The sequence below is a fragment of the Rhodococcus sp. 114MFTsu3.1 genome (genome assembly GCF_000383555.1).
Classification (GTDB): domain Bacteria; phylum Actinomycetota; class Actinomycetes; order Mycobacteriales; family Mycobacteriaceae; genus Rhodococcoides; species Rhodococcoides fascians_E.
Map to the genome: position 1 here is coordinate 263,195 of NZ_KB911545.1, position 24,897 is coordinate 288,091.

Genomic DNA, 24,897 nt, shown 5'->3' on the forward strand with positions numbered 1-24,897 from the left:
AATGTGGTGGTGGATTCTGGGCATCCTGGCGCTGTGGATCGTGATAGCGCTCATCTTCGCTCTGCGCATCAGCCGTGGGCTGGGATCGATCGGCAACTGGGACGACGAGGACGAGGATCTCTAGAGCGCCGGATACACTATGCGTCGTCGATTGCAGTTCGCGGTCGACCCGGAGGGTCATCCGTCGAGCAGCGGCGTTGTCACCCGGAGCAGGTGCACGCCATGGTTCCGCGCTGCTACCTGCATCAACGTTGATTGCATGCAGCTCGGACTGAGGTGAACGATGGCAGAACCCACCGCGCGAGCGTCGGACAATTCGCCGACGTTGTTGGGACTCGCGGACTTCGCGCGTGACCTGCGCAAGGGCAACCGCACGGTCGAGGAAACCGTTCAGCAGATCCTGGCGCTGTCGATCGAACTGATCGGCAATGTCCACCACGGATGCGTGACCACCCTGGAAAAGGGGAAACGCACCGTGGTCGCGTCGACGGATTCCGTCGCCGAGGAGATGTGCCGGCTGCAATACGAGCTGGACGAGGGGCCCATCGACAACGAACTCCAGCACCTCGACACTGTGGTGTCCGGGGAGCTCGACGGCGAGCAGAGGTGGCCACAGTTCGCGAAGATCGCGGTGGCCGAAGGGGTGCGATCCCTGGCTGCGTTCCGGCTGTACTCCGGTGACGGCGACCTCGGCGCACTGGTGTTCTACAGCAAGAGCACCGATGCGTTCGACGAGGACGATCTGATCGTCGGGGAAGCCGTCGCGACGCACGCAGCATTGGCTCTCCTCGCCGCGCGCGAACGGGATCAACTGAAGTCGGCGCTCGCGCGGCGGGACATCATCGGCCAGGCCAAGGGCATGCTGATGGAGCGGTACTCGATCGACGCACTCCGTGCCTTCGACCTGCTGGTCAAGCTGTCCCAAGAACGTAACCAGCGACTCCACGACGTCGCCGCAGAACTCGTCGCCGTCGAATCGGTGTCGCAGTAGTCCGAGGTCGACAATGCTCGAGGTTACTGTCGAAGTATGACCTTCGAGAGCACCTACGCCGATCGATTGGATGCGCTCGTGCTGCCGTGGCAGGGAGCCGAGGCGCCGAGTCCGCAGTTACTGGTGTTCAACGACGCCCTCGCCGGCGAGTTGAGAATTCCCGACGTCGGCGTCGACGTTCTGTCCGGCGCCACTGCTCCGGCCGGGTCCAACCCGGTGGCCATGGCCTACGCGGGTCACCAATTCGGTGGGTACGCACCGCTTCTCGGCGACGGTCGCGCACTGCTGCTCGGAGAAGTGCTCGTCGGCGACGGGCGGGTGGACGTTCATCTCAAAGGATCCGGCCCGACGCCGTTCTCCCGCGGAGGCGACGGATTCGCCGTCGTCGGCCCGATGCTGCGTGAGTACCTGATCAGCGAGGCCATGCACGCGTTGGCGATTCCCACGACGCGTTCGCTGGCCGTGACGGCCACCGGGCGGGATGTGTACCGAAACGGGCCGGAGCCGGGTGCGGTGCTGACGCGCATCGCGGCCAGCCACATTCGGGTGGGAACGTTCGAGTTCGCCGTTCGTCGCGACGGCCTCGTTCAACCGTTGGCGGACTACGCGATCGAGCGTCACTACCCGGCCGCGATGGGCGATTACCTGGCGTTCTTCGAGGCTGTGGTCGACGCGCAGGCATCGTTGGTGGCGAAGTGGATGCTCGCTGGGTTCGTGCACGGCGTCATGAACACCGACAACACCACCATCTCCGGCCAGACCATCGACTACGGGCCGTGCGCGTTCATCGACGGGTACGACCCGGCCGCCGTCTTCAGCTCCATCGATCAGGGCGGGCGGTACGCGTTCGGCAACCAGCCCGCGGTCCTGAAATGGAATCTCGCGCGATTCGGCGAAACCCTGCTGCGGCTGATCAGTGACGTTCCCGACGACGCCATCGCCCAGGTCACCGCAGTGCTGGAAAGCTTCGACACGCGGTACGACGGTTACTTCACGGCTGGAATGGCGTCGAAACTCGGCCTGGCCTCGCCGGACAGAAGTCTGATCGACGACTTCCTGGCGGTCCTGCAGGCCGAGGGTGCGGACTGGACAGGGACGTTCCGAACGCTGGCGGACTCTTTGAGGGCAGGAGTGGAGCCGGCAGGAACGACCGTGGGGGCAGGAGTGGAGCCGGCAGGAACGACCGTGGGGGCAGGAGTGGAGCCGGCAGCAACGACCGTGGGGGCAGGAGTGGAGCCGGCAGGAACGACCGTGGGGGCAGGGCCAGTCGTTCCCTCGTGGCTGGCGGGGTGGGAGTCGCGGTGGCGTTCGGCGCTGGTCGGCGATCTCGCGGCCGTGGCCGATGCGATGGATCGTGTGAACCCGGTGTACATCCCGCGAAACCATTTGGTCGACGCTGCCCTCGTGGCGGCGACGGGCGGGGACATGAGCCAGTTCTCGACGCTTCTCGATGTTGTCACTCATCCGTTCGAGGTTCGTCCCGAGTGGGCGGAGTTCGCGGGACCGGCGCCTGCGGTCTTCGCGAGTGGGTTCCAGACGTTCTGCGGAACTTGACACTCGTCGCCGCTTCTGTCTAGGTTTAGCCCACCTCGCGTGTGATCCAAGCCACCCGCGACTGGGTCATCCTTGGGGGATACGGTGAATCTGCGCGTCGTCACGGTCGTACTGTCTCTAGCAGCCGCGGTGCTGATTCCGGTGGCGACCGCGTCGGCCGATCCGGGATCGGACTTCTATTCTCCACCCGCAGAATTCGATTCGACGCCGGGCTCGCTCGTCCGGGCCGAGCCGCTCCCCCTCCTCGCGTCGTTCCCCGGCGCGGACGGAACGTGGCCCGGCAAGGCGCAACGCGTCATGTATTCCTCACGGCTGCAGGATGATTCGCCGGTCGCCGTCACCGGAACGTACATCGAGGCAAGTCAACCCTGGCGCGGCACCGGGGAGCGCCCCACGATCGTCGTGGCGCCCGGAACCGTCGGGCAGGGGGATCAGTGTGCACCGTCGAAGGCGTTCCAGACGGGACTGAACGCCACACTCGATCCGGTCTCGTTCTCGGCCAACCAGGAACAGCTCGCCGCGTCCGTCTGGATCGCCCGCGGTGCGCGGGTGTTCGTCACCGACTACGTCGGTCTCGGCACGCCCGGTGTGCACACGTACGTCAACCGCATCGAAGAAGCGCACGCGGTGCTCGACGCAGCCCGCGTCGCGAACGTCCTGAGTGGTACCGGCTCGTCGACTCCGCTTGCGCTGTGGGGATATTCGCAAGGCGGTGGCGCCGTCGCCGCGGCCGCGGAGATGCAGCCGTCGTATGCACCGGAACTGAACATCAAGGGCACCTGGGCGGGTGCACCTCCGGCGGACCTGTTGGCCACTCTCGGGCAGGTCGACGGAACACTCATCGGCGGTGTCATCGGATTCGCGGTCAACGGATTCGTCGCACGCAGGCCCGAACTGCTGGAACCCTTCAATGCGCGACTCACCCCCGAAGGCAAAGCCGTCATGGCCGAGCTGAGCAACGCCTGCATCGGCGACGTCATCCTCCGCCACCCCTTCCTGCGGACCGAGACGTTCACCGCCGACCACCAGCCCCTGCTGGCCAACCTGCGCACGATTCCGGAAGCAGCGCCGATCTTCGACGAACAGCGCATCGGCACCCTGACGCCGACGACCCCCGTGCTGGTCACCAGCGGACGCAACGACGACACCGTCCCCTATGAGCAGGCCAGACAGCTCGCCGTCGACTGGTGCGACAACGGTGCCACCGTCGACTTCGTCAGCAACGACCTGCCGCCGATCCTCCCCGGCGCCGTCCTGCCGAACCACTTCGGCCCGGACCTCATCGACGGCTACGGCACCGGACTGGCACTGAACTACATCACCGACCGGCTCAACGACGTACCCCTTGCCAGCGGTTGCCGCCTCGGCTGACAGCGTCACCCCCTCGCAGGACCGACTCGTGGGACCGAACGCGTGGGACCGAACGCGTGGGACCGAACGTGACGTTCGGTCACTTCAAGTGACCGAACGCCACGTTCGGTACGGAAACCGCGCGATGAAATTTTGACTAATTCCAGAAAACACGAGATTTTTGGGTTGGATCTGGTTATCGTCGGTGTCATGACGACGGACCTGAGCAATGCGGATCGGCTACGTGCAGCCGGTCTACGGGTCACGCAGCCCCGCACTGTCGTCATGGACGTTGTGCACAGTCATCCGCATGTCGACACGGATACCGTGTTCACGCTGGCTCGTACAGTTTTGCCTGCGGTGTCCCGTCAGGCCATCTACGACGTTCTCGATGCGGTGACGGCTGTCGGCCTCATGCGTCGCATTCAACCGGCGGGTCATGTGGCCCGGTACGAGATGCGCGTCGGCGACAATCATCACCATGTCGTGTGTCGCAGTTGTGGTCTCATCGCCGACGCGGATTGTGCGCTCGGTGAGGCTCCGTGCCTGACGCCGTCCCACAGTCATGGTTTCGTCGTCGACGAGGCCGAGGTCACGTTCTGGGGCTTCTGTCCCGATTGCGCGACCAGATCTTGATCATCGCCAGGCGTTGATCACAGCCCGAAAAATGTAGCCCACCGGAAAGGACCACGCGTGACCTCCGACGCCCGCCCACCCCACTCCGACACGAAGACCGACAGCACCAGTGAGAGCGAAAACCCGGTTATCGAGTCGCCGAAGCCCAAGAGCGGGGCTCCGCTGACCAACAAGGACTGGTGGCCCAACCAGATCGACCTGTCGATCCTGCATGCGCATACGTCCAAGTCGACGCCGTTGGGTGAAAAGTTCGATTACAAGGCAGAATTCGCGAAGCTGGACGTCGACGAGTTGAAGGCCGACGTCACGGCTGTGCTCACCGATTCGAAGGATTGGTGGCCTGCGGATTACGGCAACTACGGTGGTCTGTTCATTCGCTTGAGCTGGCACGCGGCCGGTACGTACCGCGTGTTCGACGGCCGAGGTGGTGGCGGTCAGGGCGCGCAGCGTTTCGCACCGCTCAACAGCTGGCCGGACAATGCCAACCTGGACAAGGCTCGCCGCTTGCTGTGGCCGGTCAAGCAGAAGCACGGAAACAAGATCTCGTGGGCCGACCTGCTGGTGTTCGCCGGCAACGTCGCACTGGATGCCATGGGATTCAAGACGTTCGGCTTTGCGTTCGGCCGTGAGGACATCTGGGAGCCCGAGGAAGTTTTCTACGGTCCCGAGGACAGCTGGCTGGGTACCGACAAGCGGTACACCGGTGAGCGTGAGCTCGCGAAGCCGCTCGGCGCGACCACGATGGGTCTGATCTACGTCAATCCCGAAGGGCCCGAGGGCGAGCCGGATCCGGTGAAGGCCGCGCACGACATCCGCGAGACGTTCGGTCGCATGGCCATGAACGACGAGGAGACGGCTGCGCTGATCGTCGGTGGTCACAGCTTCGGCAAGACGCACGGCGCTCGTCCCGCGGACAAGATCGGACCGGAGCCCGAGGGCGCACCGATCGAGCAGCAGGGTCTCGGCTGGAAGAACGGCCACGGCACCGGCAAGGGCGAGGATCAGGTCACCAGTGGTCTGGAGGTCGTGTGGACCAAGACGCCGACCAAGTGGGGCAACGGTTACCTCGAGAACCTGTACGGCTACGAGTGGGAACTGCAGAAGAGCCCTGCGGGCGCATGGCAGTTCGTGGCCAAGGACGGCGCGGGCGCCGGTGAGATCCCCGACCCCTTCGGTGGTCCCGGACGCGCACCGACCATGCTCGTCACCGACATCTCGCTGCGTGAGGATCCGATCTACGCCGAGATCACCCGTCGCTGGCTGGATCACCCGGAGGAGCTGTCCGACGCCTTCGCGAAGGCCTGGTACAAGCTTCTGCACCGCGACCTCGGCCCCATCTCCCGCTACCTCGGTCCGTGGGTTCCCGAGGAGCAGCTGTGGCAGGATCCGGTTCCGGCGGCGACGTCCGAGCCGATCGACGACGCCGACATCGCCTCGCTCAAGTCGAAGATCCTCGACTCGGGACTGACGGTGCAGCAGCTCGTGTCGGTTGCATGGTCGTCGGCAAGCACGTTCCGCCACACGGACTTCCGTGGCGGCGCCAACGGCGCACGTGTTCGGCTCGAACCGCAGAAGAGCTGGGAGGCATCCGAGCCTGCCGTGCTCGCGGAGGTGCTGCCGAAGCTCGAGCAGATCCAGCACGATTTCAACGGTGCTGACGGACATCAGGTTTCGCTCGCGGACCTGATCGTTCTCGCCGGATCCGCCGCGATCGAGAAGGCTGCCAAGGACGCCGGGCACGAGGTGACGGTTCCGTTCACTCCGGGTCGCACCGACGCCTCGCAGGAGCAGACGGACGTCGAGTCCTTCGGATACCTCGAGCCCCGCGCCGACGGTTTCCGCAACTTCTACAAGAGCGACGAGGAGACGCCGGAGGAAGTTCTGTGGCTCGATCGCGCGTACCTGCTGAACCTGACCGCGCCCGAGGCGACGGTTCTGGTCGGCGGCCTGCGTGCACTGGGCGCCAACCACAGTGGCAGCAAGCACGGCGTGTTCACGGACCGTCCGGGTGCGCTGACCAACGACTTCTTCGTCAACCTGCTGGATTCGGACACCGAGTGGAGCAAGGCGGACGACGGGTCTTACGTCGGGAAGACGCGCAAGACCGGTGAGCAGAGGTGGACGGCCAGTGCCATCGATCTGAACTTCGGATCGCACTCGCAGCTGCGCGCCATCTCCGAGGTCTACGCCCAGGCGGACAACGGTAAGAAGTTCGTCGACGATTTCGTTGCGGCCTGGGTCAAGGTCGCGGACAACGATCGGTTCGACGTCCGCTAGTCCACGTCCGTGAGTGGAGATACGTCGAGGTGTCTCCACTCACGGCGTTTGGGTTCTTCCAGTCCGGGGATTCCACGCTGTGTGAAGGTAATACGAGGACCGCTGTGCGCATCGCGGTGACCGGGGCGAGCGGGAACGTGGGCACCGCTGTTCTGCGGGCTCTCCGCGCTGCGTACCCGGATGCGCAGGTCGTCGGCTTGTCGCGACGGCGACCGCCTCAGGAACCGCCCTTCGACAGCGTCACCTGGGTTCAGGTCGATCTTGCATCCGAGGACTCCGAAACAATCCTGCTCGACGCTTTCAGTGGGGTCGACGCGGTGGTTCATCTCGCCATTGCATTCCAGCCCATGCGGGACCGTCGGTATCTTCGGCGAGTCAACGTCGACGGCACCGAGCGCGTGGCGCGGGCCTGTGAGGCTGCAGGCGTCGGACATTTGGTTCATCTGTCGTCCGGCGGTATCTACGCGCCCGGCGCCTACGGCGTCGAGGTCGACGAATCCTGGCCAAGGACAGGGGTCGAGGCGTCGACGTACAGCATGGACAAGGCCGCTGCCGAGGATGTTCTGGACGGTCTGTCCACTCGAATGCGTGTTGCTCGTCTTCGTCCCGGGCTGATCAGTCAGTATTCGTTCGGAAGTGCGTTGTTGCGTTACGCGCTCCCGGATCTCGTACCGTCCTCGATCGTGGACGTCGTTCCGTTCCTACCCATCGACCGATCCTTCGTCGTTCCCGCTGTGCACAGCGACGACGTCGCCGACGCGGTGGTCAGGGTTCTGCAGCGTCGCGCGTCGGGACCGTTCAATCTTGCTGCGCCGACACCGGTTCGGGCCGATACGGTCGCGGATGCGTTCGGTGTTCGAATAGTTCCGACCCCGAAGAGGGTGCTGTCGACCGCCGTTCGAGTGGGTTTCACGGCGCATGTGCTGCCGATCCATCACGGGTGGGTGGAACTGGCTTTCGAGACACCGCTGTTGAACGCGGCGCGGGCTCGCAACGAATTAGGATGGCAGGCAAGTAAAGACGGCCCGGCGGTCCTGCGGGAGACGGTGCGTGGAATGCAGGACCGAGCGTTCGGAGACAGTCCGCCGATGCGTAAGAGAACCATTTCGGACACGGCGCGGTCGTTCGTCCGGCGCGGATTCGTGTCGCGAGGCCGGCCGTCCTAGCGGACTCCCTCAGTTGCTTCTTTTCTCCGCAAGCAGGGCAAGGCGTCGTAATGCTTCGGAATTGCGCGGGTGCACCAACAGGTGCTGAACCGAATCAGGGACGATGCTTGCAGGCATCGTCGCGGCGTGCTCGATCATTTCGATTCTGCAGCCCGACGCCTGAGGATGAAGACGCAGCGTGATGTGGGCTTTTCCGAAGGGGAGTGCGCGGGCTTCGAGCTGTAATTCGCGTCCCTCGTGCATTCCGACAGACCGGGTCTCGTCGCTCAACACCGCCGGCCACACCCCGACGGAGTGGTGAATTCTCGATCCCTCGGCGGGCCATTTCTCGTCCACGGCGCGGATGCGGCTGGCTCCGACAACCCACGTGGCGTAGTTCCACCCGTCGGCGAGCACTTCCCACACGTCGTCGCAGCTGGCTGTGGTCTCACGTGAGGTGGGCATGCGGAACTTCCTTCGCTGGATAGATAGGGCCGTACTACCCACCGGGGATCCGTTTCACACTTCGTCGGGCACACGCCGTCGTAGCAGGCGTGAGGCAACGACGAGCGCCCCGACCATGGCGGTGACCAGGACCCCGTCGGACACGTCGAGAGCGAGTGCGATGGCGGTGAACAGCGTCGTCGCGCCGACGATGTCGAGCACGATCTTCGTCGGGAGTGCGTCGAGGAGAATCGACTCCTCGGGTTCAGTGCTGTTTTCGGCGTGCGCGGTGTGGTCGAGCGTCATCGGTGAAGGTCCCTTCTTGTCCGCGACACTTGTTCCCCATTTTCATCGGAATCAATCCTTCGCATTTCACGCGCCGGCGTACCGAACGGTCTCCACTGCGGTCATCTCGAATAACGATTCCTAACCCGATTCTGCTTTTCCATTCGCTATTGGATAGCCTTGAAGACAAATCCCTCGATACGAAAGGCCTCGCACCGTGGCGAAGCAGGTTATCTACGAATTGATCGATGACATCGATGGCACGTCGATCGACGAGGGCCAAGGGGAATCCATCGAATTCTCGCTCGACGGTGTCGACTACGTGATCGACCTGAAGAACAAGAACGCCAACGAGTTTCGCAAGAAGGTCGAATTCTACGTCGACTACGCCACTCGTGTCGGTGGGCGTAAGCGCAAGGCCGCACCGGCCGGTGCGGCACAGAGCGCGCCCGCTGTGTCCGCCCCGACCACCAAGCGTGATCCGGCACAGACTCGTGCGATCCGGCAGTGGGCCGCGGACAGCGGTTACGAAATCAACGACCGCGGCCGGATTCCAGCGGAAATCGTCGAGGCGTACGAAGCCGCCAACTGACAGCTGTTTTCATGTTCCCGTGACGTGAATCGGGTCGCGCACCGCCACTGTCATTGCCCGGTCGATTCCTGTTTCGGGTAGGAGACAGTGAATTCGAGATAGATCGTCGGCAGCGGGCTGAGAAAGTAGCGGGTACGTGCGTTGTGGGTTCTCCCGCGGTGCAGCCACGGTGTTCGACGGTCGTCGTCGGGGACGAAGGCGTAGTTGATGCGCCTCACACCTGGGTCGTTGGGGGGCGAGGTCCTCGACGAAGTTCATGAAACCCCGGTGCTCACAGGACCCACAGCGCAGTCATGGGCGGGAGGTGAAGGCGAGCGCCCCGCCCAGGCCGCAGAGCGCAACGCCCGCGGTGCCGTCGATGGCCATCCGGGCGCGCCTGCGTCGGAGAAGGCCCTGCAGGTGCACGGTGATGACGACGAACAGCAGCCACCACAGTGCACCGAGGGCAATGTCCAACACTCCGAGCACGACGATCTGCAGGGTCACGCCCGCGGCCGGGTCGATGAACTGGGGCAGTACGGCAACGAAGAACAGGGCGGCTTTCGGGTTGAGGACGTTGGCGAGGAATGCCTGAGCCCAGATCCGCCCGGATCGGTCGGTGGTGTCCGGCGCGGGTCTGCCGCGTACGGCGTCGCGCAGGGATTGGACACCGAGGTACACGAGATACGCGGCCCCGAGGAGCTTGACGACGGTGAACGCCTGGGCGCTCGCGAGCAGTACCGCGGACAGCCCGAGCGCCGCCACGGTCAGGTGGACCATCAGCCCGCTCTGGACGCCCAACGCGGCGCGCAGACCGTCGGCTCGTGATCGCGACGAGTGTCTGAGCACCACGAACCAGTCGGGCCCTGGAATGACGTACGCCAGCGCCGCGGCGATCGCGAAACCCCACAACATGTGTGTGTTCACGTCTTCACCGTAGCGACGATCGCCCCGTGTGGTCGACAGCCGACGCCCGTTCGGGTGTGCGTTTCGACGACATCGAACGCTCCCAGCCGGTCCGTCAGCGCAGGAACGGGCCACCGATAGGCCGTCGTGACCGCGTGATCGAACGGGCCCAGTTCGGGCGCTTCGAAGAACCCGATCAGCAGGCTTCCACCTGGTCCCAGTACCCGGGCGAACTCCTGGAGCGGCGCGGAGATCTCGTCCGGTGTGTGGTGGATGAGGGAGTACCAGGCCAGGATCCCGCCGACGGGCCCCTGCAGTTTCTCGGCGACCCCGACGTCGAACTTTCGCCCTGGATATCTGCGAGACGCATGTTCGACGAATTCGGGCGTCGGATCGATCCCCCGAACATCGTGGCCGAGGGACGCGAGATGGTCCGTCCAGTGGCCAGGGCCGCAGCCGACGTCGACGATGGGTCCCGACACCGACGTCGCCCACTCGGTGACCAACTGCCGATCCGACGGGTGCACCGCGCCCATCGAGTCCAGCAGGCGTACGTATTCGGCGACACGATCGGAGTAGGCGGTCACCGAGCAACGGTAGCCTTTCCGGCATACGGAGGTGGCCGGCGGCGCCCCGGTACCCAGCTCCGCGCCACTCCGGTACTCAGCGTCGCTCGACGGGGATCCAGAGCTCGCCGGTTCCCGAAGTCCAGTCGGCGCTCTTCTCGGTGACGGTCAGCAGTTCCGGCCCCGGGACCACTTGGTAGGAGTTGGAAGGGAACCATTCGCTGAACGCGTCGGCCCAGAGTTGTTGCAGTGCAGACTGAAAGTTCTCCGACGCCTGCGCCTCGAACACCACCCACTTCGACGGCGCCACCGGGAGCGAGTCCCACTCCGGATGGTGCGTCGTCGACGCCACCGCGAAGTAGTAATCGAACAGGCTCCCGTCTTCTCGCTCCGGCTCGAATCCGTCACTGACGAAGAGGATCTCGGGTAACTCCGGGACGTCGGCGACCGCTGTGAGCGCCTGCCCGGTTCCGGGTTCAAGGCTCTGGTGGAACTCCGTCATCGCGGTGTTCTCGCCTTGATACTTCAAGGGGATTCGCGTTTTTCTACCGACGATGTGGAACTCCGGCAGGTCGACTATTCGGTATCGCATGGTGCTCCGTCCTTCGATGGTCAGGTGAAATGTCACCGCTTGCTGCGAACGAAGGACTGCACCCGGCCTGCGTGCCGCCGATGGCGTCAGGCCGTTCATCTGGCGGAACGCCCGAGTGAAGGCGTCCGACGACGAGTATCCGTACTTGGAGGCGACGTCGAGAACCCCGACGCCGTCGAGAATCTCCGCCGTTGCCAACGTCATTCGACGCGCTCGAATGTAGTGCGACAGCGACATGCCTGCCAGCGCCGAGAAGACGCGTCGGAAGTGGTACTCCGAGGTGAGCGTGATCCGCGCGAGTTCCGTCGCGTCGATCTCACCCGCCAAGTTGTCCTCGATGTAGCCGAGGGCATCGTTCCACCGACCCAGCATGCCGTCCCTGCCTTCCTTCGTTCTGACCGAAACGATAGGAGCGCACCCGGCGCGGATTCTCGACTTTCCGTGCCGCGAACTGTCGGTGATGCTACCAATGCCAGGCGTCACCGCCGACGTTCTCGACGGTCTGCTGCAGCACGCGAATGGTCGTCGCGAAGTCCTCCGGGCTGATCCCCTGCATCCGTTCGGCGTGCAGGTCGCGTTGGACGTCCGCGGCGTCGCGGAACTTCTCGGCGCCCGCGTCGGTGAACGTCAGCCTGGAGTCTGTTTGCGTCACCCACCCCTTGTGCGTTGCGGAGTCGATGGCGTCGACGATCGCCTGCGGGGTGTCGTTGTGGCCGATCAGCTCGATGGTCGCATCACGATCGACGCCTCCCGGGTGCAGCGAAAGTTGGTGAAGAAGCCACCATTCGGGTTGTGCCACATCGATGTCGCGGAGCGCGCCCTGGGTCCGGGTGCGGATCGCTTCACCTGCGCGGACGGTCCAGAATCCTATGGGTTGCTTTTCCGGCGGTTGCATGTCTCGTGTCGTGTTCATGTACTCGACGGTAGAAGCTCGAGTGCACTCGAGGTCAAACGCTGCGTCAGGATGCATACTCGTGAGATGGCAGACGAGTTCACGTGGTCGCAGTTCTCGTCGATCGTGCTGATCTTCGTCGGTGTGCCGACCGTGATCGGCGGATGCGCGGCATGGTCAGCGCTGTGGTCGGAGAGGGCACGGTTCGCCGGGCAGACGGGTAGCGGACGAGTAGGAGTGTGGGGCACCGGTTCGATTGCGTTCGTCGGTGGGTTCGTGGCGTGCGCCGGATGGCTGAGCTGGTCGGCCGACTACAGGGGAGAGGTCCGAGGGCCCGGATTGCCCGCGCCGAACCAGTTTCCGACGTGGCAGGTAGTAGCCTGCGGCGCAACGGTTGTCGGAGTGTGTTTCGGCGCAGCACGGCTGTCCAGGTGGGTCCGTGCCGGCGGGTTGGCCGCTGCACTGGGCACCGCAGGGGGATTCACGACTGCATTTGCGGTCAGCGCGAGCACCGATTCGACAGGGCAGGCGGGCGTGGGAGTGTTGCTGTCCCAGGTCGGCTGGCTTGCGGCGCTGGTGGTTCTGATGCTGGTTCGCGCGAAGATACTGACGCGCAATTCACGTACGCACCACGGACCTACGCGTCGCACCGGTACCAGTGGGTGCGACGCGTAGGTCGGGTCCGTGAACCGCGCGTGGGGATTCGTAGCCCGAGTCAGCAGCTGACGTCGTCGTTCGGCATGACTCCGTCGACCAGGTAGTCGGTGATGACGTCCTGGGCGCACTGGTTCTGCCCGAGAGCGTAGACGCCGTGACCGCTTCCGTCGGCTGTGAGGAGTCGTGAGCGGTCGCCGAACATCTCGTTGATTCGTTCGCCGTTGGCGAGCGGTGTCACCGGGTCGCGTCGGTGCTGTGCGACGAGGATGTTCGTCGGGCCGTCGGCCTCCACGGGCACGGGTGGTTCGGTGTGCTCGAGCTGCCAGTACGCGCACGGCATGATGTTCGCGGCTGCGGCGCCGAACAGCGGGTTCTTCTCGCGGTCTTCTTCGATTGCCTGCTTGTAGACCTCCGGGTCACGGGGCCATTCGACGTCGTTGCAGGTGACCGCCAGGAAGACCGACCAGGTGTTGTCGAATGCGGACGCTCCGTGTCCGACGGGTGGGCCCTCGGAGGGGAGTGTGTCCAGCGTTGCCCTCCATGTCTGTGCCGTCGCGTCGTACGAAGCCGGGTTGTACAGCGCCACGAACATTCCGAGCCGGAAGCTGCGGCCGTCGAGTCCCTCGACCGGTTCGCGATCCAGCTTGTCGGCGATGGTGAAGTACGTCTGCCGTACTTCCTCCGGCGTACTGCCCAATCGGTACTGCTCGTTGCGCCCCGCCGCCCACGTCGCGAAATCGGGGAAGGTGTCCTCCATGCCTTCGGAGTAACTACGCATACCGTCGCGGTCGAGGTGTGTGTCACCGATGTTGCTGTCCAACACTATTCGGTCGGTCTTGTCCGGGAACAACGATGCGTACGCACCCCCGAGTGCGGATCCGTAGGAGTACCCGAGGAAATTGCCCTTCTCTTCTCCGAGTGCTTGACGGATGCTGTCGAGGTCGCGTGCCATGTTGGCCGTCGTCACGTGCTTCATGCGGCCGTCGTCGCCCTCGGCGCAGTTCTCCGCGACGCGCCTGGCTACGGTGTTCTGCTCGTCGAATGCGCTGTCGTCGTAGGCATACGGTGGAACAGCTCCGCGGTACTGGATGTCGTCGGTGATTCCGCAGTTGATGGGCGACGAGTGTCCGATTCCGCGTGTGTCGATGCCGATGAGGTCGTAAGCGTCCAGTGTCTCCTGCGGTATTCCGCGTTCGACGAGGAACGTGGGTTGGTCCAGTCCGGTGCCGCCGGGGCCGCCGGGATTGAGCATGAGCGAGCCGCGCCGCTCGTCGGGGTTCGTCGACGCGAGCTTGGAGATGGTGAGGTCGATTCGTTCGCCGTCCGGGTCGTCGTAGTCCAGAGGTACCGGCACTGTGGCGCACTGCAATCCGGAGCTGTCGACGTCTTCGGGGCAGGCAGTCCACGTGATCGGTTGGTTGTGTGCGGTCCAGTCGTATGCGGCCGAGGCGGGAGGTGGGTGCGCGTCCGTGTCCGGGGTGGAGGATGCCGAACAACCGGCGATCACCGTTCCGGACACCGCGAGGATCAATGCTGGGCGAATCACTTTCATGGTGTTTCCTTTCGGTTCAGTTGGCCGCTGCGTCGAGCAGCCAGTGGTAGCGCAGGCGAAGGCCGCGCTCGATGCTGGCGACGGCGGTGGCAAGGGTGAGCGTGATGTTCAGCCACACCGGCAAGCTGACGGGTGAGGTGAAGACTCCGAGGGAATCGGCGATGGGCGGCGCCTTCGACAATGCGTCAGCGAGCTGCAGAAGCAGCAGCACGACACCGACGATCAGCATCGTTGCCGATACCGCCCCGATGGCGCGGCTGGCGATCGGGTGGTGGCGGTCGAGGCGTGCCCGACGCCCCTCTGCCGACGCGGGGTCCGGCACGAGCTGATGCTCGGTACCGTCGTCGGCGATGAAGTGGCAGCGTTTGAGGCCGAAGCCGCTCATCGCGACGTCGATGATGCCGCCGTCGACGGTGAACGCCGCCGGCAGTGTCGATTGTGCGAGGTGGCGCCCGTCCCGGTAGAGGTCTGCCTTGACGTCTCCCGAGCTCTGGTTCTGCCAGTGCCTCACGTCGATCGCGTACTCCGTGTTCTCGCGCTTCAGGTAGAACAGCGCGCGGCCGGGCAGTTGCCACCAGCGAAATCGCTGTAGTGCGCGTCCGTCGCCCACTCGCACCCGGCGGGTGGCCCTGTGCTGTTTCCATTCGTCGAACACTGCTCTTCCTTTCCTGGTAGAAGCACTAGCACGCTGTACTGTCGTAAGCGATGAGCCGACACTAGCACACTGTGCTAGCACGGCGTGCTAGTCGAGTGGAAAGAGGGACACGATGGCAGAGGTGCTCGATACGCGAGCGAAGATCATCATCGCGGCGTGCGAGATGATCGGCGAGGATCAGGCGTCGACGCTGAGCGTGCGCTCGGTGGCCGCGCGCGCCGGAGTGAGCATGGGGTCGCTGCGGCACCACTTCCCGACGCAGCGCGCGCTGCGCGATGCTGTTCTCGAGACCATCTACGACGTGGTGACGACGGACGACCAGGTCATTCACGACGAGACGGTGCCGGCGCGGGACCGTCTGGTGCAGTGCCTGCGTCTGATTCTGAGCCCGCTCGTCGGCGACAAGGCACGGGAGGCGTGGTTGACCTTCATGGCATCGTTCGTGGAACCCGAACCCACCGACCGGCTTCGCGCCTCGTACGCGGCGATCACCGACGAGGGCAGGCGCAGGGTCGAACACTGGCTGGGCGTCCTGGACAAGGAGGGAGCCCTCGCCGCCGGCGACCTGGCTCAGCAGGCAACGTTCCTCAACACCGTCGTCACCGGCCTGTCGCTGGATCGGGCGATGCCCATCGACCATTCGGTTCTGCACACCGAAACCGCCACACTGTATTTCGCGGTGGACGCGGTGCTGACGCCCGCCTCCGGCGGGTGAGTCAGCCGGGGAGAGTTCCCCCGAACCAGGTGGTCAGTGCGGCGGACAATCCGTCGTCGGTGCCCTCTCCCACCCAGGCGACGTAACCGTCCGGCCGCACGAGTACGGCTGTCGGCGCCGGAACTTCGCCGATCACGGGCAGTTCCCACGGCCCGTCGCATCGCGCGCGCACTCCGTTCACCGACGGCCCGGAGAATTCGAGCAGTACCGGCGCGGCAGAGTGCAGCAATTCGAACACCCTGGTCGGCCCGGTATCGGTGACGAGGTCCAGGTCCGGCATGCGCCGCCCCAGAAGCGGATGTCCGACGCCCATCTCGTAGGTCACGTCGAGCCCGGAGATCAACGCTGCCATACGAGTTGCCGCATCGCCGACGACTACCTCGTCGAGCAGATCCTTCATTGCCTCTTGCCGCGGGTCGGCTTTCTGGAAGAGCGATTGCGCCATGGTGTATTTCAATGCTCGTGCGCCGGCGGGGTGCCGTTCGGAATGGTAGGTGTCCAGCAGTGCGTCGCTGCTGATGCCTCGCACTACCTGCGCCAGCTTCCACCCGAGATTCACGGCGTCCTGCAGTCCGAGACCGATGCCCTGGCCTCCCGTCGGCGAGTGCACGTGTGCGGCGTCGCCGGCGAGCAGGATTCGACCTTTCCGGTACGACGCCGCCTGGCGCGTGGCGTCGGTGAAGCGGGACAGCCAGGTGGGTGAGTGAACGCCGAAATCGGTGCCGAACACCTCCACGAGACCGCGCCGGAGATCGTCGAGCGAGGGCTCGGTGCCTCGCTGTAGCTCCTTCTCGGTCAGTACCACTCTTACCGTGCCGTCGCCCATGGCGTGCAGGCCGTGAACACCGCGTTCGTCGATTTTCCCGGCAGTGGGAAGTTCTTCGGTGACGGATACGTCGGCGATCAGGCTGCTGCGGGTGGCGTCGGGTCCGACGAAGTCGATTCCGGACTCCCGACGTACGACGCTCCGGCCTCCATCGGCGCCGACGACGTACTGCGCGTCCAGTCTCTCGCCTGAATCGAGAACGACTGCAGCGTTGTCGACGGCTGAACAGTCGACCGAGGTGACCTCGCTGGCCCGTCTGATGGTCACGCCGAGTTCGAGGGTGTGTTCCAGCAGTAAACGCTCGATGTGATTCTGGAACAGCGCAAGGGTGTACGGGTGGCGGGTGGGTAGCTGTCCGATGTCCAGCCGCGTGCCGGCGAACGACGCCACCTGTACGGTAGTGCCCTCGTCGAGGAACCGTTGGGCTATCCCTCGCTGATCGAGTAGTTCGATTGTGCGGGAGTGTATTCCGCCGCCTCGGGAACCCGCGAGCTCCTGGGACGAGCGTCGATCCAGGAGGAGGGCGTCCACCCCGGCCGATTTCAGTTCGGCGGCGAGCATCAACCCCGTCGGACCGCTGCCGACGATCACCACGTCATACACGACGACCTCGCTTTCGGGAGGGTACGAGTAGCGGGACGAGTCGAACGTACGCCACCATGCCGACCAACTCCACCAACGTCTGCGTCACCACGACCACCGCGGCTACCGACAGAGAATCCGGCAGAGCGAGCGCCAACGGCAGCACGACGAGCGAGTTACGGGTAGCGCCGGAGAAGACCAGCGCACGCGTCGCCGGTACGTCCTGACGGGCGATCCGTCCCGCGGCCAGACCGACGAAAGCCATGACCACGAGAAACGCGATGAATACGGCTACCGCGGAGGCCAGTTCCGTTCCGCGGCCACGAACGGAATCGATCTGCGACGCGACCACCACCAGCAAGGTGGCCATCATCAACGGAACCATCGCTGCCGCCGCGACGTCCATGATTCTCCGGCCGATCGTGTGCCGGCGCGCCACCGCCTGTGTCACAGCCGCCGATCCGAGAGGAACGACGACGAGGAGGAAGAATGCCTCGGCGAACGGCGTCACATCGATGGCGGACACCACATCGGAGCCGACGAACATCCACAGATACAGTGGCAGAAAAGCGATTTGAAGAAGCATCAACAGCGGAGCCGCGGCAAGCAGACGCTGTGACGCGGCTCCCGCCAGGCCACTGAACACGATGACGTAGTCGATGCAGGGCGCCAGCAGCACCAGCAGAATCCCGACGAGAACCGCCTCGTTGCCGGACACGGGCCGCGTCAGAGCGAACACCACGATCGGCACCGCCACGAAGTTCAAGAGCACCGCGGCGGCGAGAAACCGAGTGTCCTTCAGCGCCTTTCCGATCGAGGCGAACGGGACTGCGAGGAACGTCGCGTACAACAGCACGATCAGGACCGGGTTGATGGCGTGTTCGAACACCGGCGCCGACTCCGGTGACGCCGACCCCACCACGGCTCCGACCGTCAAAGCAGCCAGATACAAGGGAATCTGGTGCCTCTCGAGCCAGGTGTGCATACTCGTCACAGTAGTGGGCCGCGTCGTGTTCCGGGGTTCGGCTCCGGGGCCTATCGGTAGTCGAAACGGATGAACACCGTGTCGTTCGGCCCGTGGGTGCTCACGTGGGCTCGCACCTGATACACCTCCCAGATCAGATCCTCGGTCAGTACCGCAGCCGGGGTGCCCGCAGCGACCACTCTGCCCTGCGACAGCACCACCATGTGGGTGCAGAACATCGCTGCGAGGTTGAGATCGTGCAACGCAACGACGCTGGTGATGGGCAGCCGGGAGACGAGGGACAGTAGTTCGAGCTGGTGATGGATGTCGAGGTGATTGGTCGGTTCGTCGAGCAGAAGCTCGCGCGGTTCCTGGGCGAGGGCGCGCGCGATCTGCGCCCGCTGTCGCTCGCCACCGGACAGTTGGTGCCACAACCGGTGCGCCTTGTCGGTCAACCCGGTGTGTTTCAACGCAGCGTCGACTGCCTTCTGGTCCGCCGACGCATTACCGCCGAATGCGCCACGGTGCGGGATGCGGCCGAGCCGGACGACGTCTGCGACGGTGATGTCGAAATCCGTGTCGGCGTGCTGACTCACCACGGCAACGGCTTTCGCGATGTCGCGTCGACGCATGCCGGCCAGTTCCGCGTCGTCGAGCGTGACGACGCCGGACGTCGGCTTGACGGCGCCGTTCATCAGTTGCAGCAGTGACGATTTGCCGGATCCGTTGGGGCCGAGCAGTCCGACGGTATCGCCGGACGCCGGTGTCAGAGTCACCCCGTCGACGACGAGAGCACCACCGCGCTGCCACCGCACGTCGGACGCTGCGAGTGTCATGCGGACTTCTTCCGTCTGGCCAGGATGGCGATGAATGCAGGAACTCCCACCAGCGCCGTGCCGACGCCGACGGGCAGAGGCGTCGGCGCGAAGGCGACGCGGGAGACGGCGTCGACCCAGACCATGAACACCGCGCCCATCAGCGCGGTCACGGGGATCAGCCGGTTGTGTCGTGATCCGATGAGAAACCGTGCGGCGTGCGGCAGTACGAGGCCGACGAAGCCGATGGCGCCTGCGACGCTGACGAGCGTCGCGGTGATGAGCGCGGTGACGACGAGCAGTGCGGTACGCGCCGCGCGGACGTTGATGCCGAGGGATGACGCCACTTCGTTGCCGAAGCTGAAGGCGTCGAGGACGAAGGCGTAGTAGAAGCAGAGGGCGACGCCCACGGCGACCACCGCGACGCACAGGATCACGTCGTCCCAGCGAACGCCTTCGAGTGATCCGAGCAGCCAGAACATGACTCCGCGGGTCTCGTCGGAGTCGGCGAACGCGAAGATCACGAGCGAAGTCAACGCCGAGAAGAGTTGTGTGCTGGCCACACCCGCGAGAATGACCCGGTCGTTGTTTCCGCCCGACAGGTGGGCGAGCAGAAGGACGAGCCCGAACGCGACGAGGGCACCGACGAACGCGCCACCGGACAGGCCCAGTGCGGCACCACCGATTCCGAGGATGCCGACGACGACGGCTCCTGTCGAGGCTCCCGAGCTGATGCCGAGCACGAACGGGTCCGCCAGCGGGTTTCGCAGCAGCGACTGCATGATGACACCGCAGATACCCAGGCCGCTTCCGCATGCGGCGGCGACGAGGCTGCGAGGCAGTCGTTCTTCCCAGACGATCGCGTTCTTGGACACCTTCACCGGTATGTCGGTCAGACCCAGATGATTGGTGACGACGTCGCGGACGTTGACCAGCGACACACTCGCAGGCCCCAGCGTCATCGCGACGGCGACCGATGCCACGAGCAGGACGAGGCCGCCCGCCAGAACGGCGGGCAGACCCAGCCCGCGACGTACTGCGGGCGCCGTGGTGTTCAGGACTGTGGTGTTCAGGATTGCGGGCCCATCTCACGCAGGCCCGCGGCGACTTTCTCGACACCGTCGACGAGCCTGATGGACGGGTTCATCTCGGCTCCGTGGAGAGAGATGTAGCGCTTGTCCTGTACGGCCTGCATGGTGTTGGTGACCGGGTCCGATTCCAGGAACGCGATCTTGTCGGCGAGGAGGTCGCCGGGGAAGCGCGCACGAAGCAGATCGCCGAGAACGAGCACGGACGGGCTGCGGTCGACCATCGTCTCCCAACCGACGGCCGGCCAGTCGTCGTCCAGGTCGGAGTAGACGTTGGTGGCGCCGACCGTCGTCGCGATCAGGTTGGCGGAGCCGAGTCCGCCGGCGACGTAGGGACTCTTGGTGTCGGCGAACCAGAACGCCATGGTCTCACCGGTCTCGGCCAGTTCGGCGGTCGCGGCGGTCATGCGGTCCTGCAGTTCGGTGACCAGGGCGGCGCCGCGGTCCTGCACGTCGAAGATCTCGGCGAGCTCGGTGATCTCCTGGTAGAGCGCGTCGACTGTCAACGGGTTGGTTCTGGTGTTGCCGCCGTTGATGCTGAGGCCGTTGTCGCAGTCCGTCGGCGACAGGTAGGTCTGGGCGCCGGTCTCGGCGAAGCGGGCACGCTCGGCGACGCCGCCTTCCTTGAAGTGACGGCCGAACGACGCGGTGACGAAGTCGGGGTCGGCGTCGAGCACCACCTCGTAGGTGGGTGCGTTGTCGGCGAGACGGGGCACGTCGGAGTTCGCCGCTTCGAGGTTCTCTCGCACCGGGTCGGTCCACGATGCGGTGCCGACCACGCGGTCCTGCAGCCCGAGAGACAACAGGATCTCGGTCGAATTCTGATCCAACGACACCACACGCTGCGGGGGAGCGTCGACGGTGACGGACTCGCCGCAGTTGTCGAGGACGAGTGGGTAAGCCGTGTCGCCGTTGCCGCCGACGGCACCGGAATCGGTCACGGCCTCGGACTCACCGCACGCGGTGAGAAGTCCAGCGACGACGGCCATGGCGCCGACGCGCCTGAGCAATGCACTCACGATGAACACTTTCTGGGACGGCACAATGCGTGAGTGAACACGGCATGTCTGCGCGATCCACTCGCGCAGAACGTACGAGGCGACGAACGCGGATAGGCTAACCTATGCCGATCCCCGAAGTCATATCGTGGTCGGACTACTGAACGAGCGAGGGGATTGATCGTGGCGGCGGGCGTCGACGGCCGACATTCGAGATGGCGCTGGTCGTTCATCACCGAGTTGGCGCGGGCAACCCCCACGATCCGGCTTCTCGTGCTGACCCAGATGACGTTCAACATCGGGTTCTTCATGGTGCTGCCGTACCTGTCGGTGCACTTGACGTCCGACCTGGGGCTCGGTGCGGCGGTGGTCGGTGTGGTCCTCGGCGTCCGCACGTTCTCGCAGCAGGGACTGTTCTTCATCGGCGGCACCCTCGCCGATCGATGGGGTATCAAGCCGGTCGTCCTCGTCGGATGTGGCATCCGGGTGCTCGGATTCCTCGGGATGGCGGTAGCAGGTTCTCTGGCCGGTGTGGTCGCGGCGACGGTGGCCATCGGCTTCGCAGCCGCATTGTTCTCGCCTGCCGTCGAGTCCGCGATCGCCATCGAGGCGGGAAGAAGCGAGCGCGACGACGGGCCCAGCCGGGTCGAGACGTTCGCGCTGCTGTCGGTGTGCAATCAAATCGGCTCGTTCACCGGCCCGCTGATCGGATCGGTACTGCTGGTCGTCGACTTCCGTGTCGCCTGCACGGTCGCTGCCGTGATCTTCGTCGGCGTCATCGGAGCACATCTGAGATGGCTGCCGAACGAACCGGGCGAGCACCGAGGCGAGTCGTGGCTCTCCGGGTGGAACGACGTGGTGCGCAACAAGACTTTCGTGTTGTTCGCGGTCGCGATGAGCAGCCAACTGGTGGCATACAACCAGCTGTATCTGCTGCTGCCCCTGGAGGTCGAACGGGCGTGGGGATCGCAGGCAGTGCTGGGGTGGTTCTTCGCGATCTCCGCGGTGTTCGTTGTGTCCTCGCAGATGGGCATCACCCGCATGGTCGGCGCACGATCACCCCGGGTCACGTTGCCGGCCGGATTGGCAGTCATGGCACTGTCGTTCGTGGTCGTGGCACTGACGACTCCCCTCGGGCTCAGCGGGTTCGTCGGCCTGCTCCCGGCGGCAGGTTTCGTCGCCCTGCTCGCACTCGGGCAGATGATCGCCATGCCGCAGGCCCGTGACATCGTCCCGCGCTTGGCCGGTGAGCGCAGGCTGGGTGCCTACTACGGCTTCATGGCATCCCTCGGAGGCATCGGCGTTCTGATCGGTTCGGTCGCCATCGGGGCAGTCATCGACGCGGCTCCATCGACGGGGTGGGGGTCGAGCACGCCGTGGCTCGTGGCCGCCGTCTTCCCCCTCGCCAGCGTCCTCGGTATCCGCCTCGTGCTGAGGAGCCTCCCTTGAGGGCTCGGGGCCGGGCCTGAAGCTCCATTGTTAGGTACTGACGGGCAGATCCGGGCATATGAGGCCACAGAATGGAGCGTCAGGCACCCCTGGTGAGCCGGAATCCGAATCTGTACGCGATGATCCCCGCGACAGCCCCGAGCGCCGCACCCATCAGAGGGGCGAACCAGACGGCCCGTCGCAGGAACAGCCCCGATCGAACCTGGAACGAGATGTCTTGCGAGGTCTCGTAGGCGCGGCTCGTCTGCACTCCCCGCAGCGGTTCGTACACACCGTTGTACTCGACCTCGGAGGCGAAGTATGCCTGCTGAACGAACTCGAGAACCGCAGGGAGAAGACCGACAACAGCACCGGTGAGGCTCAGCAGCAGCACGAGTGAACGCACGGTGCGTATCGTAACGAGTCGTGTCGGACGAGGCGTACGGACGGGTGACCAATCCAGAGCGGTTCGCGCCGCTGGTGACTGCAGCGAAAGAATTTGCGGACGATGTGGCGACACGGTTCGACGTCGATGTCACTCGTGTGGCCGGTGACCCGGGTTCGCAGGTGGTCGAGGCCGTTCACTTCGTACCAGCGCAGGACGATCAGGCGCCGTTGATCGTCTCCTTCACGTCGTTTCCCGGAGTGCTTCTCGATGTGGGTGCATCACAGCGAATCGCGTTGCCCGCGTGCGGGTGCGATGCGTGCGAAGAGGATGTCGAGAATCTGATCGGCCACCTGAACAGGTACCTCTCCGCTCTCGTCTCGGGGCAGTTTTACGAGCGCATTGTCGATTCGATGGTCGAGCACGTGTGGGAAGGCGGTAATTGGCGCAATTCGGGTCGTGGCCCGATTCCCGAGTTACGTGTCGCGATGCCCGAGGATGGGCGATGGAAGCGGTGGTCTCCGAAGTGACCGGTCAGAAGTCCTGCTCGAATCGGTACCAGTCTCCGTCGAAGTCGTAGAACTCGATGGCCTCGTCGTACTGTGGCCGCCCCGGCGCCGGGGGACCGTCGGGGAGGTAGCCGAATCCGATGGAGCCGCCCAGTCCGCTGTCGACGAAGACAAGGCACCCCGTCCCCAGTGGGCGGACGGCCACCACGGTGTAGACGCCGATTCGTTGACCCCCGGATGCGGAACGGCATTGCGAGACAGTCTCCGTCAGCGCGTCCTCGGATACTGCGAATGCAACGGTCCGGGGCAGCGACAACGCCACTGCGCCGACGGTGAGTAGTACGAGAACGGGTGCGACGACACTCCACCCCCGTGCCCGGTACTTGGACCAGCCGATGGGGGCGAAGGCCGACCACAGCACTGCGAACACCACGAGTGGGACCACCGCGAGACCGAGGAACAGGCCATTGGGACTGGGAGGCGTGAAGGCCCACAGAACGAGGCCACACCCGAGCGCTACCAGCACCGTGGTGACGGCGGACGCCCAGTTCCACCAGGTCCGATCGGATGCAGGCATGGTCGCCGACCCTACTTGATTCCACTCCGCGCGAAGGCCATAGGCGCTGTTGGCCTCGGGTCCACATGTAGATCGACCCGCTTCGGTGCGGTGCAGCCCCCGCTGTGGCAGGCGGCTGAACTTCGGTCGAGAGGTTCGATCTAGGGCCCGAACATTTCGAGGAACTGCTCCAGGGTGGGTACCGCGGGAGGTGCTACGACTCCCGGGGACAGGTCGATGCCGCCGAGGGCGCCGAGGACGTCGTCGGTCTGTGCTGCGGCCGAGCCGTAAGTGTTTGCCGCGACCGAGAAACCGTCACCGATGGATGCGGAGGCGACGACGCTGGATGCGTCGTCGGCCCAGCCCCATTTGGTTCCGGTCACGTCGGCGAGCTCGCCTGTGCCCCAGTCCTGCTGGGTGCCGTCGGTGGCGACGGGGCTCGACGAGTTCATCCATCCCAGGATCGGGCTCGCCGGGTCGGTTCTTTTCTTCGCTTCCAGGAAGCGGACGGTATCCGCGGTGCTGGTGTAGGAACTACCCCAGAAACCTCCGCGGGAGGTCGACGGCAGTCCGAATTCGGCGGCGGTGGCGTCGATCGCGTTCGGGTACTTGGAGTCCAGTGCGGACGCGGCGCCGTCGTCGCTGGATTGGATCATCCGTGCCGCGAGATCGCGGTCGCCGGCCGACCCGTCTCCGTGGCGTAGTGCGTAGTCCGCCAGGTACAGCTTGACCGTGGACAAGCCCGGTCGGGCGTCGTTCTCGTTGGCGGTTCCCACGCGCAGACCGCTGGGCGAATGCTCGAAGGAGATCGAGGTCCGAGCGGGTACGTCGGCGAAGTTCTCGGGACCGGGGAGCGCCGACGCCGGTGCCGCGGCTGCGAGTGCGCAGGCGACGGCGGCGAGGGGTGCGAGGGACAGGTGTCGTAGCGACGGCATGCAGGGTGTTACCCCGTTGTGGA

At 65.0% G+C, this 24,897-nt stretch carries 29 protein-coding genes; 12 read left to right on the top strand and 17 right to left on the bottom strand.

Annotated elements, in window-relative coordinates:
• The first annotated feature begins 1 nt into the window (after position 1).
• From H292_RS28705 to H292_RS0104235, 7 genes are all read left to right on the top strand, one after another.
• Positions 2 to 124, top strand: coding sequence for a hypothetical protein (locus H292_RS28705; protein WP_019665661.1), 123 nt, complete (start codon positions 2 to 4; stop codon positions 122 to 124).
• A gap of 159 nt (positions 125 to 283) precedes the next feature.
• Positions 284 to 991 carry a GAF and ANTAR domain-containing protein gene (locus H292_RS0104210; protein ID WP_019665662.1) on the top strand — a complete coding sequence of 236 codons (708 nt, stop codon included), beginning with the start codon at positions 284 to 286 and terminating at the stop codon, positions 989 to 991.
• A gap of 36 nt (positions 992 to 1,027) precedes the next feature.
• Complete coding sequence (locus H292_RS0104215; RefSeq protein ID WP_020110546.1) at positions 1,028 to 2,545, top strand: protein adenylyltransferase SelO; 1,518 nt, start codon at positions 1,028 to 1,030, stop codon at positions 2,543 to 2,545.
• An 84-nt stretch (positions 2,546 to 2,629) separates the two neighbouring features.
• A complete protein-coding gene (locus H292_RS0104220) occupies positions 2,630 to 3,916 on the top strand; it encodes a lipase family protein (RefSeq protein ID WP_020110547.1) in 1,287 nt (428 codons plus the stop codon).
• Positions 3,917 to 4,105: 189 nt separating this feature from the next.
• Positions 4,106 to 4,531, top strand: coding sequence for a Fur family transcriptional regulator (locus tag H292_RS0104225; protein WP_026347871.1), 426 nt, complete (start codon positions 4,106 to 4,108; stop codon positions 4,529 to 4,531).
• Positions 4,532 to 4,588: 57 nt separating this feature from the next.
• Positions 4,589 to 6,808 carry a catalase/peroxidase HPI gene (katG, locus tag H292_RS0104230; protein ID WP_019665666.1) on the top strand — a complete coding sequence of 740 codons (2,220 nt, stop codon included), beginning with the start codon at positions 4,589 to 4,591 and terminating at the stop codon, positions 6,806 to 6,808.
• 104 nt (positions 6,809 to 6,912) lie between these two features.
• Entirely contained in the window at positions 6,913 to 7,974 is a 1,062-nt protein-coding gene (locus H292_RS0104235; protein ID WP_020110548.1) for an NAD-dependent epimerase/dehydratase family protein, read from the top strand.
• A gap of 9 nt (positions 7,975 to 7,983) precedes the next feature.
• Here the strand turns inward: H292_RS0104235 and H292_RS0104240 are convergent, their stop codons facing one another.
• Positions 7,984 to 8,418 (bottom strand): SRPBCC family protein, encoded by a 435-nt coding sequence (locus H292_RS0104240; protein ID WP_019665668.1) that lies wholly within the window; start codon positions 8,416 to 8,418, stop codon positions 7,984 to 7,986.
• A 54-nt stretch (positions 8,419 to 8,472) separates the two neighbouring features.
• Positions 8,473 to 8,703, bottom strand: coding sequence for a hypothetical protein (locus H292_RS0104245; protein ID WP_019665669.1), 231 nt, complete (start codon positions 8,701 to 8,703; stop codon positions 8,473 to 8,475).
• 196 nt (positions 8,704 to 8,899) lie between these two features.
• Here H292_RS0104245 and H292_RS0104250 point away from each other — a divergent pair, with 196 nt between their 5' ends.
• The gene (locus tag H292_RS0104250; protein WP_020110549.1) at positions 8,900 to 9,274 is read left to right on the top strand and encodes a histone-like nucleoid-structuring protein Lsr2; all 375 of its coding nucleotides are present in this window, start codon (positions 8,900 to 8,902) and stop codon (positions 9,272 to 9,274) included.
• Between the two features lie 50 nt (positions 9,275 to 9,324).
• On the opposite strand, the gene H292_RS28355 is transcribed toward H292_RS0104250, so the two are convergent.
• From H292_RS28355 to H292_RS0104275, 5 genes are all read right to left on the bottom strand, one after another.
• Positions 9,325 to 9,492, bottom strand: coding sequence for a hypothetical protein (locus H292_RS28355; RefSeq protein ID WP_019665671.1), 168 nt, complete (start codon positions 9,490 to 9,492; stop codon positions 9,325 to 9,327).
• Positions 9,493 to 9,565: 73 nt separating this feature from the next.
• A complete protein-coding gene (locus tag H292_RS0104260) occupies positions 9,566 to 10,180 on the bottom strand; it encodes a LysE family translocator (protein ID WP_020110550.1) in 615 nt (204 codons plus the stop codon).
• Entirely contained in the window at positions 10,177 to 10,746 is a 570-nt protein-coding gene (locus H292_RS0104265) for a class I SAM-dependent methyltransferase (protein ID WP_020110551.1), read from the bottom strand. Before H292_RS0104265 ends, H292_RS0104260 begins: the two co-directional genes overlap by 4 nt.
• 76 nt (positions 10,747 to 10,822) lie before the next feature.
• Entirely contained in the window at positions 10,823 to 11,689 is an 867-nt protein-coding gene (locus tag H292_RS0104270) for an AraC family transcriptional regulator (protein ID WP_020110552.1), read from the bottom strand.
• A 91-nt stretch (positions 11,690 to 11,780) separates the two neighbouring features.
• Positions 11,781 to 12,230, bottom strand: a complete 450-nt coding sequence (locus H292_RS0104275) for a MarR family winged helix-turn-helix transcriptional regulator (RefSeq protein ID WP_019665675.1) — start codon at positions 12,228 to 12,230, stop codon at positions 11,781 to 11,783.
• A 66-nt stretch (positions 12,231 to 12,296) separates the two neighbouring features.
• On the opposite strand from H292_RS0104275, the gene H292_RS0104280 reads away from it, so the two are divergent.
• Positions 12,297 to 12,884, top strand: a complete 588-nt coding sequence (locus tag H292_RS0104280; protein ID WP_020110553.1) for a hypothetical protein — start codon at positions 12,297 to 12,299, stop codon at positions 12,882 to 12,884.
• 40 nt (positions 12,885 to 12,924) lie between these two features.
• On the opposite strand, the gene H292_RS0104285 is transcribed toward H292_RS0104280, so the two are convergent.
• Together H292_RS0104285 and H292_RS0104290 are read right to left on the bottom strand one after the other, a co-directional pair.
• Entirely contained in the window at positions 12,925 to 14,418 is a 1,494-nt protein-coding gene (locus H292_RS0104285; RefSeq protein ID WP_020110554.1) for an alpha/beta hydrolase, read from the bottom strand.
• Between the two features lie 16 nt (positions 14,419 to 14,434).
• Complete coding sequence (locus tag H292_RS0104290) at positions 14,435 to 15,073, bottom strand: hypothetical protein (protein ID WP_027498598.1); 639 nt, start codon at positions 15,071 to 15,073, stop codon at positions 14,435 to 14,437.
• Positions 15,074 to 15,185: 112 nt separating this feature from the next.
• Here H292_RS0104290 and H292_RS0104295 point away from each other — a divergent pair, with 112 nt between their 5' ends.
• Positions 15,186 to 15,788, top strand: a complete 603-nt coding sequence (locus tag H292_RS0104295) for a TetR/AcrR family transcriptional regulator (RefSeq protein WP_020110556.1) — start codon at positions 15,186 to 15,188, stop codon at positions 15,786 to 15,788.
• Position 15,789: 1 nt separating this feature from the next.
• On the opposite strand, the gene H292_RS0104300 is transcribed toward H292_RS0104295, so the two are convergent.
• The 5 genes from H292_RS0104300 to H292_RS0104320 all read right to left on the bottom strand — a co-directional run bounded on the left by H292_RS0104300 (position 15,790) and on the right by H292_RS0104320 (position 21,106).
• The gene (locus H292_RS0104300; RefSeq protein ID WP_020110557.1) at positions 15,790 to 17,217 is read right to left on the bottom strand and encodes an FAD-dependent monooxygenase; all 1,428 of its coding nucleotides are present in this window, start codon (positions 17,215 to 17,217) and stop codon (positions 15,790 to 15,792) included.
• Positions 17,210 to 18,181, bottom strand: coding sequence for an arsenic resistance protein (locus tag H292_RS0104305; RefSeq protein ID WP_020110558.1), 972 nt, complete (start codon positions 18,179 to 18,181; stop codon positions 17,210 to 17,212). Before H292_RS0104305 ends, H292_RS0104300 begins: the two co-directional genes overlap by 8 nt.
• A 50-nt stretch (positions 18,182 to 18,231) precedes the next feature.
• Positions 18,232 to 18,996: an ABC transporter ATP-binding protein gene (locus H292_RS0104310; protein ID WP_020110559.1), complete on the bottom strand. Its 765-nt coding sequence runs from the start codon at positions 18,994 to 18,996 to the stop codon at positions 18,232 to 18,234.
• Complete coding sequence (locus H292_RS0104315) at positions 18,993 to 19,958, bottom strand: FecCD family ABC transporter permease (protein WP_020110560.1); 966 nt, start codon at positions 19,956 to 19,958, stop codon at positions 18,993 to 18,995. Before H292_RS0104315 ends, H292_RS0104310 begins: the two co-directional genes overlap by 4 nt.
• An 86-nt stretch (positions 19,959 to 20,044) precedes the next feature.
• Positions 20,045 to 21,106: an ABC transporter substrate-binding protein gene (locus H292_RS0104320; protein ID WP_020110561.1), complete on the bottom strand. Its 1,062-nt coding sequence runs from the start codon at positions 21,104 to 21,106 to the stop codon at positions 20,045 to 20,047.
• A 138-nt stretch (positions 21,107 to 21,244) separates the two neighbouring features.
• On the opposite strand from H292_RS0104320, the gene H292_RS0104325 reads away from it, so the two are divergent.
• Entirely contained in the window at positions 21,245 to 22,510 is a 1,266-nt protein-coding gene (locus H292_RS0104325) for an MDR family MFS transporter (protein ID WP_231383748.1), read from the top strand.
• Between the two features lie 79 nt (positions 22,511 to 22,589).
• Here the strand turns inward: H292_RS0104325 and H292_RS0104330 are convergent, their stop codons facing one another.
• A complete protein-coding gene (locus H292_RS0104330) occupies positions 22,590 to 22,895 on the bottom strand; it encodes a hypothetical protein (RefSeq protein ID WP_027498600.1) in 306 nt (101 codons plus the stop codon).
• Between the two features lie 20 nt (positions 22,896 to 22,915).
• On the opposite strand from H292_RS0104330, the gene H292_RS0104335 reads away from it, so the two are divergent.
• A complete protein-coding gene (locus tag H292_RS0104335; protein ID WP_020110564.1) occupies positions 22,916 to 23,404 on the top strand; it encodes a DUF6226 family protein in 489 nt (162 codons plus the stop codon).
• Between the two features lie 4 nt (positions 23,405 to 23,408).
• On the opposite strand, the gene H292_RS0104340 is transcribed toward H292_RS0104335, so the two are convergent.
• A complete protein-coding gene (locus tag H292_RS0104340; RefSeq protein WP_020110565.1) occupies positions 23,409 to 23,960 on the bottom strand; it encodes a hypothetical protein in 552 nt (183 codons plus the stop codon).
• Between the two features lie 140 nt (positions 23,961 to 24,100).
• The gene (locus tag H292_RS0104345; RefSeq protein WP_020110566.1) at positions 24,101 to 24,874 is read right to left on the bottom strand and encodes a hypothetical protein; all 774 of its coding nucleotides are present in this window, start codon (positions 24,872 to 24,874) and stop codon (positions 24,101 to 24,103) included.
• Positions 24,875 to 24,897: the final 23 nt, after the last annotated feature.

Bases quoted from the DNA above. Each gene is read 5' to 3' on its own strand.
- H292_RS28705 (WP_019665661.1), top strand. From the start codon at position 2: ATGTGGTGGTGGATTCTGGGCATCCTGGCGCTGTGGATCGTGATAGCG.
- H292_RS0104210 (WP_019665662.1), top strand. From the start codon at position 284: ATGGCAGAACCCACCGCGCGAGCGTCGGACAATTCGCCGACGTTGTTG.
- H292_RS0104215 (WP_020110546.1), top strand. From the start codon at position 1,028: ATGACCTTCGAGAGCACCTACGCCGATCGATTGGATGCGCTCGTGCTG.
- H292_RS0104225 (WP_026347871.1), top strand. From the start codon at position 4,106: ATGACGACGGACCTGAGCAATGCGGATCGGCTACGTGCAGCCGGTCTA.
- H292_RS0104240 (WP_019665668.1), bottom strand. From the start codon at position 8,418: ATGCCCACCTCACGTGAGACCACAGCCAGCTGCGACGACGTGTGGGAA.
- H292_RS0104245 (WP_019665669.1), bottom strand. From the start codon at position 8,703: ATGACGCTCGACCACACCGCGCACGCCGAAAACAGCACTGAACCCGAG.
- H292_RS0104270 (WP_020110552.1), bottom strand. From the start codon at position 11,689: ATGCTGGGTCGGTGGAACGATGCCCTCGGCTACATCGAGGACAACTTG.
- H292_RS0104275 (WP_019665675.1), bottom strand. From the start codon at position 12,230: ATGAACACGACACGAGACATGCAACCGCCGGAAAAGCAACCCATAGGA.
- H292_RS0104280 (WP_020110553.1), top strand. From the start codon at position 12,297: ATGGCAGACGAGTTCACGTGGTCGCAGTTCTCGTCGATCGTGCTGATC.
- H292_RS0104285 (WP_020110554.1), bottom strand. From the start codon at position 14,418: ATGAAAGTGATTCGCCCAGCATTGATCCTCGCGGTGTCCGGAACGGTG.
- H292_RS0104295 (WP_020110556.1), top strand. From the start codon at position 15,186: ATGGCAGAGGTGCTCGATACGCGAGCGAAGATCATCATCGCGGCGTGC.
- H292_RS0104305 (WP_020110558.1), bottom strand. From the start codon at position 18,181: ATGCACACCTGGCTCGAGAGGCACCAGATTCCCTTGTATCTGGCTGCT.
- H292_RS0104310 (WP_020110559.1), bottom strand. From the start codon at position 18,996: ATGACACTCGCAGCGTCCGACGTGCGGTGGCAGCGCGGTGGTGCTCTC.
- H292_RS0104340 (WP_020110565.1), bottom strand. From the start codon at position 23,960: ATGCCTGCATCCGATCGGACCTGGTGGAACTGGGCGTCCGCCGTCACC.
- H292_RS0104345 (WP_020110566.1), bottom strand. From the start codon at position 24,874: ATGCCGTCGCTACGACACCTGTCCCTCGCACCCCTCGCCGCCGTCGCC.